This is a genomic window from Comamonas sp. NLF-1-9 (assembly GCF_019195435.1).
In the GTDB taxonomy this organism is placed as follows: Bacteria; Pseudomonadota; Gammaproteobacteria; order Burkholderiales; family Burkholderiaceae_C; genus Comamonas_C.
In genome coordinates this window covers 2,354,159-2,368,418 of sequence record NZ_CP078069.1, presented here as the reverse complement: position 1 = coordinate 2,368,418, position 14,260 = coordinate 2,354,159, and the positions used below count along the sequence as shown (strand labels likewise).

Genomic DNA, 14,260 nt, shown 5'->3' with positions numbered 1-14,260 from the left:
CTCAGCGCTCGGCCCAGACCCAGTCCACCAGCGCGTCCAGCGCCGGGCGTGCGGCGAGCGCGTTGGCGTGGTTGACGATGGCCACGAGCACGTAGCGGCGCCCGCTTTTGCCCTGGGTGTAGCCGGCGATGGCGGCGACGTCGCGCAGACTGCCGGTCTTCAGATGACCCGCGCCCTGCGCCAGGCCCTTGCGCCGGCGCAGCGTGCCGTCCACCCCGGTGATCGGCAGCGAGGCGAGCAGCTCGGGCATCACCGGCGAGGCCCAGGCCTGCTGCAGCAGGCGCGCCAGGGCCAGGGCGCTGATGCGGCCTTCGCGGCTCAGGCCGGCGCCGTTGTCCAGCACCAGATCCTGCGCCCGCCCGCCGTGCCCGCTCCACCACTGGCCCAGCACGGTCTGCGCCGCCTGCAGCGTGCCGCTGCCGCCCTGCTCCAGCGCCAGGCTCAGCAGCAACTGGCGCGCCATCACGTTGTTGCTGTACTTGTTGATGTCGCGCACGATCTCGGAGAGCGCGGGCGAGGTGCTGACAAAGGCCGGCTGCAGCCCGGCTGGCACGCTGCCCTGCAACACCATGCCGCTGAGCGTGCCCCCGAGCGCCCGCCACATGCCGGCGATGGCGCGGGCGCCAAAGCTCGCCGGGTCCGCCGGCGCCACCGACCACAGGCGCTCGCCGCAGGCCGCGGGGTAGCTGCCCGCCAGCGTGATGCGCCCGGGCAGCGCAAAGTCGGCCTGCAGTTGCGCGCGCCAGTCGCCGCAGGCGCTGCCCGGCGCGGCCAGCGGCACCGTCTGCGCAATCTCCATGCCCGCCAGCGGCGGCTCGTGGCCTATGCGCGCCACGCCCGCGGCCAGGTCGGGAATGAAGTCCAGCGTCAGCGCATTGAAGTTCACCAGCAGCGCGTCGGGCGCCACGTTGTAGGGGCGCCAGGGTTCGCCGTCGAACTCGCCGGCGTCGTGCTGCTCGAGCACGAAGGCGCTGCGGTCGAGCACGATGTCGCCGTCGATATTGCGTATGCCCTGGGCCTGCAGACGGCGCAGCAGCAGCCAGACGCGCTCGACCACCAGCTTGGGGTCGCCCCGGCCCTGGATGTAGACCGAGCCCTTGAGCGTCTCGCCCTGCACCTGGCCGTCGACATAGACCGGCGTCTGCCAGGTGTAGGCCGGGCCGAGCAGCTCCAGCGCGGCATACGTGGTCACCAGCTTCATCACGGAAGCGGGGTTGCGCAGCAGCTCGCCCTGCCAGAGCAGGCGCGCGCTCTCGCCCTGCACCGGCAGCACCACCGCGGACAGCGCCTCGGGCGCGACCTTGGCGCGCTGCAGCGCCGCGAGCACCGGCGCGGGCAAGGCGGCCTGTGCGCCGGCGTGCACCGGCTCGGCCGGGGCGGGCGTGGCCGCCAAAACCGCGCCGCCCACGAGGAAGCTTGCGAGCAGCGCCGGGCGCAGTCGGCGCAAAAGAGACGGAAGCCAGGACATGACCGCAAGTGTAAGGAAGCGCCCGCCCATCGCCGCGCAGCCCGTGCGCCGGCGCCCGGCGCGGGGCTGACCGGATAATCGGCGCACCATGCAACTGCTTGCGTTTGACACCAGCACCGAGACCCTGTCCGTGGCCGTGCAGGCGGGCGAGCGCGTCTGGCTGCACGAGGGCGCGGGCGGCGCCCAGGCTTCGCACACGCTGATTCCCGCCGTTCGCGCGCTGCTCGCGCAGGCGGGCCTGAAGCTCGCGCAGCTCGACGCCATCGCCTTTGGCCAGGGGCCGGGCTCATTCACCGGCTTGCGCACGGCCTGCGCCGTCGCCCAGGGCCTGGCCTTCGGCGCGCGCGGCGGCGCAGGCCTGCCACTGCTGCCCGTGCCCACGCTGATGGCGGTGGCCGAGCAGGCGCGCATCGCCCACGGCTGTGGCCGCGTGCTGGCGCTGCTCGACGCACGCATGGGCGAGGTCTATGCGGGCGCCTACGTGTGGCTGGCCGAGGCGAACTGCTGGCACGAGGCCGAGGCGGCGCAACTGCTCGCGCCGCAGCAGGTGCGCGTGCCCGAGGGCTGGGCGAGCGCGGGCAACGCCCGGCCAGTCCACGGGCAGGCCTTGGCCGCGGGTAGCCCCGACGTAGCGGCGCTGCCCACGGCACGCGCGTTGCTGGCGCTGGCGCCGGCGCTGCTGCGTCAGGGGCGGGCGGTGGCGGCGCAGCAGGCCTTGCCGCTGTATGTGCGCGACAAGGTAGCGCAGACCAGCGCCGAGCGCGCCGCCGCCGCGCAGGCCGCGCGCAGCGCATGAGCGCGCCGGCACGGCTCGAGCCGCTGACGCTGGCGCACCTGGACGCGCTGATGGCCATCGAAGGCGAGGCCTACGCCCAGCCCTGGACGCGCGGCAACTTTCTCGACTCGATCAACGCCGGCTACCACTGCCAGGCCTTGATGGCCGGGCAACAGATGCTGGGCTACTTCATCGCCATGATGGGCGTGCAGGAGGCGCACCTGCTCAACATCACCGTCGCGCCCGCCTGCCGGGGCCAGGGCTGCGCCCGGCTGATGCTGCAGGCCCTGGGCCTGTGGGCGCGCGGGTGCGGCGCGCAAACCCTGTGGCTGGAGGTGCGCGTGGGCAACGCCCGCGCGCGCGCCGTCTATGCGGCCTGCGGCTTTCACGGCGTGGGGCTGCGGCGCAACTACTACCCGGCCGGGGCGGGACAGCGCGAGGATGCGGTGGTAATGTGCCTGACGCTATGACGCTAGATACCCGCCAGCGCGCGATGCTGGCCGAAATGGGCATACGGGTGTGGCTGCCGCCGCCGCAAGACTCGGGCGAGGCACCCGCGCCCGCTGCCGCGCCGGCCGGGGCGCCCGCGCGTGCGCCTGCGGCCGCTGACCCGCATGCGGCGCCTGCGGCCGGCGACGCGCCGATGCGGCGCCCGGCCGCAGCCAGCGCGCCGGCACCAGCGCCCGCCGCCGCGCCCGGCTGGCAGCTCGGCCCGGCGCAGCCGCTGTACCCGCAGGCCGCCAGGGCGACGCAGGGGCCGAACTGGCTGATTGCGCTGGACTGCACCACGCCCGAGAGCCCGGGCAGCGGCGAGGACGGGGCGCTGCTGCACAAGATGCTGGCCGCCATGGGGCTCAAGGACTACGGCGGCGTCCACGTTGCCACGGTGCGCCGGGCGCAAATGGGCGCGGATGCGGGCAGCGAGCTTGCGCAGCTGCTGCAGACGCTGCGCCCGGCCATCGTGCTGGCGCTGGGGCCGAGCGCGGCCTCGTGCGTGCTCGGCAGCACCGAGCCGCTGCAAAGCCTGCGCGAGCGCGCCCACCGCCTGGCCGATGGCACGCCGGCCCTGGTCAGCTATGCGCCGGCCTACCTGCTGCGCCGCCCCGAAGCCAAGCGTGCCGCCTGGCAGGATCTGCAGCGCGCCATGGCGCTGGCCGGCCAGCCGGGCGCGCCCTGAGCGGGTGCGATAATTGCCGGCTGCACATCAAAGGAGACAGCTGTCGTGGAAGCCAGCCCCAGTCGGCGGCTTTCAGCCTCCCTGGCCGCATAGCCTGAGCGGGGGCCTGAAAGCGCCCCCCAAGCCATCGCTACAACACCGAATCGTCAGGGAGAGCAGCAGCCATGCTCAACGTTTTTTCGCTGGTCAACGGCCGGCTGGTGCAGGAAGAAATCGAATCGCTCGATGAGCTTGCGCGCTTCCAGCCCGTCTGGGTGGACCTGGAGTCGCCCACGCGCGAGGAAAAGCGCTGGGTGTCGCAGTACTACGGCCTGTCCATTCCCGAAGACGCGATGGACGACGACATCGAGGAGTCCGCGCGCTTTTACGAGGAAGACAACGGCGAGCTGCACATCCGCAGCGACTTCCTGATCGATGACGACGACGACCCGCGCTCGGTGCGCGTGGCCTTCATCCTGAACCAGCACAACACCGAGCTCAAGAGCTGCGGCGTGCTGTTTTCCATCCACGAGGAAGACATCCCGGTGTTTCGCCTGGTGCGCATGCGCGCGCGCCGCGCCCCTGGGCTGATCGCCGACGCCAAGGAGGCGCTGCTCAACCTGTTTGACACCGACGTGGAGTATTCGGCCGACACGCTCGAAGGCATCTACGACGAGCTGAAAAAGGTCAGCACCCAGGTGCTCGAGGGCCAGATGACCGACAGCCACGCCCAGCAGGTGCTGGCCGACATCGCCTGGGAAGAAGACCTGAACGGCCGCATCCGGCGCAACATGCTCGACACGCGCCGCGCCGTGAGCTTCATGATGCGCAGCCGCATGCTCAACGCCGAACAGTTCGAAGACGCGCGCCAGATCCTGCGCGACATCGAGTCGCTCGACAGCCACACCCAGTTCCTGTTCGACAAGATCAACTTCCTGATGGATGCGACGGTCGGTTTCCTGAACATCAACCAGAACAAGATCATCAAGATCTTTTCAGTGGCCAGCGTCGCGCTGCTGCCGCCGACGCTGATCGCCAGCGTCTATGGCATGAACTTTCGGCTCATGCCCGAGCTCGAGTGGGAGCACGGCTACCTCTACGCCATCGTGCTGATGATCGCCAGCGCTCTCGTGCCCATGCTCTACTTTCGCAAGCGCGGCTGGCTGGCCTGAGCAGGGGCGGCTAGGCGTGCTCGTGCGCTATTGAGCGACGAAGCGGTAGCCAATGCCCGCCTCGGTCAGCAGATGCCTGGGCTGTGCGGCGTCGCGCTCGACCTTTTTGCGCAGGTTGGCCATGTGCACGCGCACGTAGTGCGTGTCCTCGGCATGGCCGGGGCCCCAGACGGCTTGCAGCAACTGTTTGTGGGTGATCACGCGGTCGGGCTGGCTGGCCAGGTGGGTCAGCAGCCGGTATTCGATGGGCGTCAGGTGCAGCGGCTCGCCGCCTTGCGTGACGCTGCGGCGCGTGAAGTCGATCCGCACGTCGCCAAAACGCAGTTCGGGCTCGCCCGCGGGGTTGCGCGCGGCATGGCGGCGCAGCTGCGCGCGCACGCGAGCCAGCAGCTCGCCGGCGCCAAAGGGCTTGACCAGGTAGTCGTCGGCGCCGGCATCCAGCGCGGCGATCTTGTCGGCCTCGGCCACGCGCGCCGACAGCACGACGATGGGCAGCTCGGACCACTGGCGCAGGTCGCGGATCAAGTCCACGCCGTCGCCATCGGGCAGGCCCAGATCCAGCACCAGCGCGTCGGGGCGGCGCGTGCCGGCCTCGATCAGGCCGCGTTGCAGGCTGGCGGCCTCGAACACCTCGTGGCCCTCGCTCTGCAGCGCCAGGCGCACGAAGCGGCGAATGTCGGCCTCGTCTTCGACGATCAAGATGCGAGTGCGGGGTGGGGTCATGGGGCGAGTCAAACCGGCGATTGGGCGCTGCCGTCGTCCAGCGGCGGCTGGCCCACGGGCAGGCGAATGGTAAAGCGCGCGCCGCGCACCCGATCGCCCTCCATCCGGTTGACGCCGACGATGCGCCCGCCATGCGCCTGGACGATGGCGCGGCAAATGCCCAGGCCCAGACCGACGCCGGGGGTGACGCTCTCGCGCGTGCCGCGCTCGAATTTTTTGAACACCGCCTCCTCGCGCCCCGGCGGCAGGCCCGGGCCGTGGTCGTCCAGCGTGATCACCACCTCGGCGCCATCGAGCGTGGCGCGCAAGTCCAGGGGCGAACCCTGCGGCGTGTACTTGACGGCGTTTTCCAGCAGGTTGACGAACACGCGCTCCATCAGCTCGGCATCCAGGTGCAGCAGGGGCAGCTCGCCCGCCAGGTGCGTGGCCACCGCGCGCCCCGCCAGCGAGCCCGAGCAGGTGGCGATCGCGCTGCCCACCACTTCTTCCAGCGGCAGCCAGGCGCGGCTCAGTTGCACCTCGGCGACTTCGAGCCGCGCCATATCCAGCAGGTTATTGACCTGGGCGTTCATGCGCAAGGCCGAGCCGCGGATGGCCTGCACCACCTCGGCCTGTTGCGGCTGCAAGGGCGCGCCCGTCAGCGCCAGCGTGTCGGCCAAGCCGACCATGGCCGCCAGCGGCGTGCGCAAATCGTGCGAGATGGCCGCCAGCAGCGAGTTCCGAAGGCGCTCGGACTCCATGTGCACCGTGCTTTGCTGCGCCACCTGCACGTAGTGGATGCGCTCCAGCGAAATCGCCAACAGCGAAGCGCAGGTGTCGAGCACCTGGCGCTGTTCAGGCGCCAGCGAACTGCTTTGCGCCGGCTGCACCGCCAGCACGCCGCGCCGACGCATGGGCGCGGTCAACGGCAACACCAGGCAGGCGCTGGCCGGCAGCGTGTTGGTGCCGCGCCCGGCGGGCTCGCCCTTGTCGAAGCACCACTGCGCCACGGCGGGGTCGAGCTCAGCGTCGGCGCCTGGTTGCAGCAGCAGCTTGTCGTCGTCGCCCAGGGCCAGCAGGGCCGAGCGCGCACCAAACTCGCCGCGCAGAAAGCGCGCGCCGATTTCGGCCACCTGCTCGGGCAGCAGCGCCGCCGAGAGCTCGCGCGACATCTGGTAGAGCCCGCGCACCCGGCGTTCGCGCTCACTGGCGGCGTGCGCCTGCGCGCGCAGGCCGGCCGTGAGCTGGCCGATCACCAGCGCCACCACCAGCATCACCGCGAAGGTGACGAGGTACTGCACGTCGCTCACCGCCAGTGACATCCGCGGCGGCACAAAAAAGAAATCGAACAGCGCCACGCCCAGCAACGCGGCCAGCACCGCCGGCGCGCGCCCGTGGCGCAGCGCCACCACCACCACCACCAGCAGAAACAGCATGACGATGTTGGTCAGCTCCAGCACGCCAGCCAGCGGCTGCGCCAGCAGCGCCAGCGCCAGGCACCAGGCGGCGGCAAAGCCATAACCGGCCCAGTTGCTGCGGGACACATCGGCGCCGCGCGCAGGCTGCGTCGCGCCTTGGCGATCCACTTTGGATAGCGCCACCTGAAGTACATCGAGCTCGGACGCGATGCGGCCAACCTGCTCGTCCAGCGGCAGCCGCCAGGGCCGGCGGCGGCTGCGGCCCATCACCAGGCGCGAGAGGTTGTGCTCGCGCGCATGGCCCACCAGCGCCGGCGCCAGCTCGGGCGCCGCCAGCGTGGCCGTGGTGGCGCCCAGCTCCTGCGCCAGGCGCAGCGCGCGCAGCGCCTGCTCGCGCGCCGCCTCGCCAAGGCGCTGCCCCAGCACATCGACGAACACGGCATGCCAGGGAACGTCCAACTGCGCCGCCAGGCGCGCGGCGCGGCGCACCACGTTTTCGCCGCCGTTGGGGCCGATGGCGGCCAGCAGCGCCTCGCGCGTGGCCCACACGGGCTGCTCGCCGCCGCCAGCGTTGGCGCGCCGCCAGTGCTGAATCTGGGTGTCGGCGCGGTCGGCGGCGCGGCGCAACACCAGTTCGCGCAGCGCGATCAGGTTGCCCTTGCGAAAAAAATGGGCCGCCGCGCGCTCGGCTTGCTGCGGCACATAGACCTTGCCGGCAGCCAGGCGCGCCAGCAACTCGTCGGGCGGCAGATCGACCACCACCACCTCGTCGGCAGCGTCCAGGATGTGGTCAGGCACCGTTTCCCACACGCGCACGCCGGTGATGTCACCCACGATGTCGTTCAGGCTCTCCAGGTGTTGCACGTTCATCGTGCTCCACACGTCGATGCCGGCGGCCAGCAGCTCCTCCACATCCTGCCAGCGCTTGGGGTGGCGCGAGCCGGGGGCGTTGCTGTGCGCCAGCTCATCGAGCAACACCAGCGGCGGCTGGGCGCCACCGGCGTGTTCGAGCCCGAAGGCCAGCGCGGCGTCGAGGCCGAACTCGTTCAGCACGCGCTCGCGGTAGGGCACCGCCTTGAGGGGCAGGCGCGGCAGACCCTCGGCCACGGCCTCGGTCTCGGCGCGGCCGTGCGTTTCCACCAAACCCACCACCAGCGGCACGCCCTGCCCCAGCGCCGTGCGCGCCGCCGACAGCATGGCGTAGGTCTTGCCGACGCCGGCCGAGGCGCCGAAGAACACCTTCAGCCGGCCGTGCCCGGCCTGCTTTTCGTCTTGGCGCACCCGCGCCAGCAGCGCATCGGGGTCGGGGCGCTGATCGACGTCGGGCGCGGGGGCGGACGTGGGCATGGCCTATGGTATGCGCGGCGTCAGAACGTCTTGCCGACCTGCAGCACCAGCACCGGGCGGTTGAGCGCGCGCATGGCGCCATCGGTGGCCGACAGGCCCCCCGTGGGCGGGCGATAGAAGCGCTTGTTGGTGGCGCCCACCACGCCCACGGATGCGTTCCAGCCGCCTTCAAAGGTCTTGGCCATGGCCACGCGCCAGTCGGCGTAGCTGGGATTGTGGCCGTCAACGCGGGCGCGAATATCGGTGTAGCCGGTGTGCAGGATCAGGCTCCATGAGTCTTGCAGAGGCACGGTGGCCGTCAGGTCGTGGTAGAGGGTGCCGCGCGAGCCATGGCTGTAGCCGGTGGTGGGGTTGGCGCCGAAATAGTCGGTGGCCGACACCGACAGCTTGTAGCTCAGCCACCGCCAGCCCACGCCGGCGTTCAGCTCCAGCGTGTCGTAGCGCTGGCCAGGCAACGCGCCGCAGGGCGCGCCGAAGGCGGCCGAGGGGCAGCGCGTGTGGCGCAGGTTGGCGCCGGGGTAGAGGTAACCGTACAGGCCGACGGTGACGCTCCAGTCTTCGCTCAGCTTGCCGTTGTAGCCGCCGTACAAGTCCAGCTCGGCGCCGCCGCCTGGGTAGCTGCGCCGGTTCACGTTGGACGCCCACAGACCGGCGTACCAGCCATCGGGGTGCGACCAGTCCACGCCGCCTTGCAGCGCGGGGCGGCCCCAGGTCTGGTCAATGCCGCGAAAGCGGTATTGGCTGACCCCGTTGAGGTTGGCCGACACGTGCGCCTCCGCCAGGGCGGGGGTGCAGGCGCCGAGCAGCAAGGCGCCGTAGAGCAGACAAGATTGGGGGGTTGTCATGGGCGGCTCCGGGTGCGGGAAGAATGAACGTGCCGCGCGCGCGGCGGCGCGGTGTCGGAGGGCAGGGTCGAGGGCGGTTCGTGTGAATCGGTATCGCCGTCCTGGCGCCGAAGAATCAGCCAGCGCGCCAGCAACAGCGGCAGCACGCTGACCACCAGCGCGACCAAGGCGCTGGCCACGTCAACCCAGCCGGGCGTGTCCATGCTCGGCCTCCCGTTGACTATCAATAAGATAGCTGCTTGCGATTGTCATGCAAGGCGCAATGCCGCAATCAGCATGTCAATCAGCTTGATGCCAACGAAGGGCACGATGAGCCCGCCAATGCCATAGATCAACAGGTTGCGGCGCAGCAGCGCGGCGGCGCCCACGGCGCGGTAGGCCACGCCCTTGAGCGCCAGCGGGATCAGCACCACGATGATGAGCGCGTTGAAGATCACGGCGGACAGGATGGCCGACGAGGGGCTGGCCAGACCCATGACGTTGAGCGCCGCCAACTGCGGGTAGGTCCCGATGAAGGCCGCCGGGATAATGGCGAAGTACTTGGCCACGTCGTTGGCAACGCTGAAGGTGGTCAGGGACCCGCGAGTCATCAGCATCTGCTTGCCGGTCTCGACGATCTCGATCAGCTTGGTCGGGTTGCTGTCCAGATCGACCATGTTGCCGGCCTCCTTGGCCGCCTGCGTGCCGGTGTTCATGGCCACGGCCACGTCGGCCTGGGCCAAGGCCGGGGCGTCGTTGGTGCCGTCGCCCGTCATGGCCACCAGCTGGCCCTTGGCCTGGTAGTCGCGGATCAGCGCCAGCTTGGCCTCGGGCGTGGCCTCGGCCAGGAAGTCGTCCACGCCGGCCTCGGCGGCGATGGCGGCTGCCGTCAGGCGGTTGTCGCCGGTGATCATCACCGTCTTGATGCCCATGCGGCGCAGCTCGGCAAAGCGCTCCTTGATGCCGCCCTTGACGATGTCCTTGAGCTCGACAACGCCGAGAGCCCGAACCCGTGCGGGGCCGCCGGCGGCGGCCATGGCTTCGGCCACCACCAGCGGCGTGGAGCCGCGGCGCGACACGTCATCCACCGCTTGTTGCAGATCGGCCGGAAAGTGGCCGCCCAGCGCCTCCAGATGCTTGCGCACGGCCTCAGCCGCGCCCTTGCGGATGCAGCGGCCATCACCCAAATCGACGCCGCTCATGCGCGTCTGCGCCGTGAAGTGCACGAAGTGCGCGCCCAGCTTCTCCACTTCGCGTTCCCGCAGATTGAACTTCTGCTTGGCCAGCACCACGATGCTGCGGCCCTCGGGCGTCTCGTCAGCCAGCGAGGCGAGCTGCGCGGCGTCGGCCAGTTGCTGCTCGCTCACGCCGCGCGCCGGAATAAAGCTGCTGGCCTGGCGGTTGCCCAGGGTGATGGTGCCGGTCTTGTCCAAGAGCAGCACGTCCACGTCGCCCGCCGCTTCCACCGCACGGCCCGAGGTGGCAATCACGTTGGCCTGCATCATGCGGCTCATGCCGGCCACGCCAATGGCCGAGAGCAGGCCGCCGATGGTCGTCGGTATCAGGCACACCAAGAGCGCCACCAGCACCGTCAGGCTGACCACGCTGCCCGAGCCGGCCTGCGCCACGGCAAAGCTGGAAAACGGCCACAGCGTGACGATGACCAGCAGGAACACCAGCGTCAACCCGACCAGCAGGATGGTCAGCGCAATTTCGTTGGGCGTCTTCTTGCGGCTGGCGTTCTCCACCATGGCGATCATGCGATCGACGAAGGTCTCGCCCGGGTTGACCGCCACGCGCGCCACGATCCAGTCCGACAGCACGCGCGTGCCGCCGGTCACGGCCGAAAAATCCCCGCCCGACTCGCGGATCACCGGCGCCGATTCACCGGTGATGGCCGATTCATCCACCGAGGCCACGCCGTCGATCACCTCGCCGTCGGCCGGAATCACGTCGCCGGCCTCTGCCAGCACGATGTCGCCCTTGCGCAGGTTGTTGGCCTCGATGGGCGTCCAGCTCAGTTCGCTGCGCGCGTGCGCGGCCTCGTACGGCCCAGCCTTGAGCTTCTTGGCCCAAGTTTGTTTCTTGAGTCCGCGCAGGGACGCGGCCTGCGCCTTGCTGCGCCCCTCGGCCAGTGCCTCGGCGAAATTGGCGAACAGCACCGTGAACCACAGCCACAGCGCGATCGCCAGGATGAAACCCGCCGGCGCCTCACCCTGCCCGCCCAACGCTTGCACGAACAACATGCTGGTGAGGATGGAGCCCAGGTAGACCACGAACATCACCGGGTTGCGCCACTGCGCTCGGGGATCGAGCTTGCGCACGGCATCGCGCAGCGCCTGGCCCGCCAGCGCACGGTCGAACAGCGGCAGCGTTTTTTTGTCGTTCATATTCACTCCTTGCCGCCCTTGAGGGCATCGAGCGCCAGGTTCAGGCGCAGCACGTTCACGCGTGGCTCGCCCAGCAGGCCCAGCACGCGGCCTTCGCGGTGCTGCTGCACCAGCTGCTGCACCTGCACCGCAGCCAGGCCACGGGCGCGTGCCACGCGCGCGGCTTGCAACTCGGCATTGGCCACCGATACATGCGGGTCCAGCCCCGAGGCCGAGGCCGTGACCGCATCCACCGGCACAGCGGCGTCAGGCGCCAAACCGTTGGCCTGGCGGTAGGCGGCCACGCGCTCTTGCACGCTGGCGATCAGCGCCGGGTTGGTGGGGCCCAGGTTGCTGCCCGACGATGCACCGGCGTTGTAGGGCGCGGCCAGGCTCTTGCTGGCGTCCTGCGGATCGGGCGCCTGGGTGGTGCTCGGGCGCGGCTGAAAGTAGCCTGCGCCCTCAAACCATTGGCCGATGAGGGCGGAGCCGACCACCGCGCCACCGCGCTCGATCAGGCTGCCGTTGGCCTGGTGCGGCAACACCAGCTGCGCCACGCCGGTGGTGGCCAGGGGGTAGGCCACGCCGGTCATCAACGCCACAAACAGGGCGCCGCGCAGGCAGGGGCCGAGCAAGCCCTGCAGCGGCGATGTCGCGGCCGGCAGCGCTGCAGTGGGAACGTTCAAGGTATTCATTTTTTCTTTCCCTGCTTACGGTTGCAGCATCTGCAGCTGCTCGACCACCGGGCCCAGCGCCAGGGCCGGCAAAAACGTCAGGCCGCCGACCACCAGCACCACGAACACCAGCAGGCCCATGAACAGCGGCGTGGCGGTGGGAAAGGTGCCGGGGCCGGCGGCCACCGCCTTCTTCGCCGCCAGCGAGCCGGCCACGGCCAGCATGGGCAGCAACGTCAGGTAGCGGCCCACCAGCATGGCCAGGCCGATGGTGGTGTTGAAGAACGGCGTGTTGGCGTTCAGGCCCGCAAAGGCCGAGCCGTTGTTGGCCGTGCCCGAGGTGTAGGCGTACAGCACCTCTGAGAAACCATGCGCTCCGGGGTTGGAGAGGCTCGCGCCTGTATCGGGCCACAGGCTGGCCAGCGCGGTAAAGCCGAGGATGGAGGCGGGGTGCGCCAGCACCGACAGCATCACCAGCTTGATCTCGCGCGCCTCGATTTTCTTGCCCAAGAATTCGGGGGTGCGCCCGATCATCATGCCGGCCAGGAAGACTGTGAGGATGGCGTACTGAATCAGGTTGATGAAGCCCACGCCGTCGCCGCCAAACACGCAGTTGAGCATCATCTGCGCCAGCGGCACAAAGCCGCCCATGGGGGTGAGCGAATCGTGCATGGCGTTGACCGAGCCGGTCGTCGCTGCCGTCGTCGTCGCCACGAACAGCGCCGTGTCGGCAATGCCAAAGCGCAGCTCCTTGCCCTCCATGTTGCCGCCGGGCTGCGTGCTGCTGATCGCCTGATCGGCGCCGGCGCGCGTGAGCAGCGGGTTGCCCGCCTGCTCGGCGCCGTACACCAACGCCAGAAAACCGATGAACATCACGAGAAAGGCGCCAAAGAACACCCAGCCCTGCCGCTTGCGCGCCAGCACGGTGCCGAAGGTCACCGTGAGCGCCGACGGAATCAAGAGCATCGACAGGATGTGCAGCAAGTTGGTGAGCGGCGTGGGGTTTTCGAACGGGTGTGCCGCGTTCATGCCAAAGAAGCCGCCGCCGTTGGTGCCTATGTGCTTGATGGTCTCGAAGCTGGCCACCGGGCCCAGGATGATTTGCTGGCGTGCGCCTTCCACCGTGGTGACCACGGCTTGGCTGCTCAGCGTTTGCGGCATGCCCTGCCACACGTAGACCAGAGCCATCACGAAGCACAGCGGCAGCATCACGCGCCAGAGCACGCGCATGAAGTCCACCCAGTAGTTGCCCACATCCTGGCTGCTGGCGCGCGAGAGGCCGCGAATGAAACCGCCCGCCGCCGCCACGCCTGCGGTGGCGCCGCAGAACATCAGAAAGGTGATGGCCACCATCTGCGTGGCGTTGGACAGGCTGATCTCGCCCGAGTAGGACTGCCAGTTGGTGTTGGTGATGAAGGACGCTGCCGTGTTGAAGGCCAGGTCGGGCGCCTGCGCCGCATTGCCCAGGCCATTGAGCGGCAGCAACCCCTGCAGGCGCAAGAGCAGGTAGGCGAGCGCCATCATGGCGGCGTTAGACAGCAGCAGCGCCAGGCCGTAGCGCGCCCAGCCCATGCGTTCGGCCGGGTCCACGCCCAGCGCGCGGTAGCTCAGGCGCTCGACCGCCCAGTGCGCCTCGCCGGTGAAGGCGCGAGCCAGCCAGCGGCCCATGACGACGGCCAGGCCAGCCATCATGGCCAGCATCACCAAAAATTCAATGCCATTGAGAGCCATGAGATCTTTCAAGAATCAAAGGCGCACCAGCGCCAATAGGATGGCAGCGGTAGCGGTGAAGAAGCCGACCGCGAGGCCGATAAAGACAAGGTCTTGCATGTGATCCCCCGTCAGAACCGCTCGGGCTGCAGCAGTGCGTAGCCCAAATAGGCAAACAAGGCCAGCGCGCCAGCCCCAGCCAGCCAATAAATGAAAGTGAGAAACCCCATGCCGACCCCAGCAATTCGATGAACGAATGCTAGAACCCACTACATCAAAGTGTCGTGAAGATTGCCGGTTGGTAAATCAAGAAGCTATCAAGAACGGCGGCCAGACGAGGGCCCGGTCATGCGCTGCTACGCCAAGGCGCAACGCTGGAATGGCCCGGTGCGCGCAGCGCATCACATGCGGAGGTTGTCTGAGGTATTGGAAATCTTCGCAATAGCCTCGGCTACTGTTGTAGTTTGCGCCTTGCAGCCCTTCCCAGTGCTGGGCGGGTACCATCGTTCAGCGTTGTCCCAAACCGCACCCACTTGTGCGAGCATGCCGTCGTTCTCGGCCGCAGCGCGTGGCGGGTAATGACGCAGCTCTGCTCTGTTGCCTTCGGAAGAGTACAGAAGGGGACTAAGGTTGCTTTTCACCCGA

General features: G+C 69.3%; 13 protein-coding genes. 4 read left to right on the top strand and 9 right to left on the bottom strand.

Annotated features, from left to right (window positions below; genetic code table 11):
* Position 1: 1 nt before the first annotated feature.
* Positions 2-1,468, bottom strand: a complete 1,467-nt coding sequence (gene dacB, locus KUD94_RS11340) for a D-alanyl-D-alanine carboxypeptidase/D-alanyl-D-alanine-endopeptidase (protein WP_218237312.1) — start codon at positions 1,466-1,468, stop codon at positions 2-4.
* Between the two features lie 88 nt (positions 1,469-1,556).
* Between dacB and tsaB the strand changes: the two genes are divergently transcribed.
* From tsaB to corA, 4 genes are all read left to right on the top strand, one after another.
* Complete coding sequence (tsaB, locus tag KUD94_RS11335) at positions 1,557-2,264, top strand: tRNA (adenosine(37)-N6)-threonylcarbamoyltransferase complex dimerization subunit type 1 TsaB (RefSeq protein WP_218237311.1); 708 nt, start codon at positions 1,557-1,559, stop codon at positions 2,262-2,264.
* On the top strand, positions 2,261-2,713 hold the full coding sequence (gene rimI, locus KUD94_RS11330) for a ribosomal protein S18-alanine N-acetyltransferase (RefSeq protein ID WP_218237310.1): 453 nt from the start codon (positions 2,261-2,263) through the stop codon (positions 2,711-2,713). Before tsaB ends, rimI begins: the two co-directional genes overlap by 4 nt.
* Positions 2,710-3,420 (top strand): uracil-DNA glycosylase family protein, encoded by a 711-nt coding sequence (locus tag KUD94_RS11325; RefSeq protein WP_255568758.1) that lies wholly within the window; start codon positions 2,710-2,712, stop codon positions 3,418-3,420. The genes rimI and KUD94_RS11325 overlap by 4 nt, the downstream gene beginning before the upstream one ends.
* 164 nt (positions 3,421-3,584) lie before the next feature.
* The gene (gene corA / locus KUD94_RS11320; RefSeq protein WP_218237309.1) at positions 3,585-4,571 is read left to right on the top strand and encodes a magnesium/cobalt transporter CorA; all 987 of its coding nucleotides are present in this window, start codon (positions 3,585-3,587) and stop codon (positions 4,569-4,571) included.
* A 27-nt stretch (positions 4,572-4,598) separates the two neighbouring features.
* Here corA and kdpE read toward each other — a convergent pair whose 3' ends face one another.
* The 8 genes from kdpE to kdpF form a co-directional block, all read right to left on the bottom strand.
* Positions 4,599-5,294, bottom strand: a complete 696-nt coding sequence (kdpE, locus tag KUD94_RS11315) for a two-component system response regulator KdpE (RefSeq protein WP_218237308.1) — start codon at positions 5,292-5,294, stop codon at positions 4,599-4,601.
* An 8-nt stretch (positions 5,295-5,302) separates the two neighbouring features.
* On the bottom strand, positions 5,303-8,038 hold the full coding sequence (locus tag KUD94_RS11310; protein ID WP_218237307.1) for a DUF4118 domain-containing protein: 2,736 nt from the start codon (positions 8,036-8,038) through the stop codon (positions 5,303-5,305).
* Positions 8,039-8,058: 20 nt separating this feature from the next.
* Positions 8,059-8,883 (bottom strand): TorF family putative porin, encoded by an 825-nt coding sequence (locus KUD94_RS11305; RefSeq protein WP_218237306.1) that lies wholly within the window; start codon positions 8,881-8,883, stop codon positions 8,059-8,061.
* Positions 8,880-9,086 carry a hypothetical protein gene (locus KUD94_RS11300; protein WP_218237305.1) on the bottom strand — a complete coding sequence of 69 codons (207 nt, stop codon included), beginning with the start codon at positions 9,084-9,086 and terminating at the stop codon, positions 8,880-8,882. Before KUD94_RS11300 ends, KUD94_RS11305 begins: the two co-directional genes overlap by 4 nt.
* 45 nt (positions 9,087-9,131) lie before the next feature.
* Entirely contained in the window at positions 9,132-11,252 is a 2,121-nt protein-coding gene (gene kdpB / locus KUD94_RS11295; protein ID WP_218237304.1) for a potassium-transporting ATPase subunit KdpB, read from the bottom strand.
* Positions 11,253-11,254: 2 nt separating this feature from the next.
* The gene (gene kdpC / locus KUD94_RS11290) at positions 11,255-11,926 is read right to left on the bottom strand and encodes a K(+)-transporting ATPase subunit C (RefSeq protein WP_218237303.1); all 672 of its coding nucleotides are present in this window, start codon (positions 11,924-11,926) and stop codon (positions 11,255-11,257) included.
* A gap of 15 nt (positions 11,927-11,941) precedes the next feature.
* Positions 11,942-13,636 carry a potassium-transporting ATPase subunit KdpA gene (gene kdpA, locus KUD94_RS11285; protein ID WP_218237302.1) on the bottom strand — a complete coding sequence of 565 codons (1,695 nt, stop codon included), beginning with the start codon at positions 13,634-13,636 and terminating at the stop codon, positions 11,942-11,944.
* Positions 13,637-13,746: 110 nt separating this feature from the next.
* Entirely contained in the window at positions 13,747-13,845 is a 99-nt protein-coding gene (gene kdpF / locus KUD94_RS11280) for a K(+)-transporting ATPase subunit F (protein ID WP_218237301.1), read from the bottom strand.
* Positions 13,846-14,260: the final 415 nt, after the last annotated feature.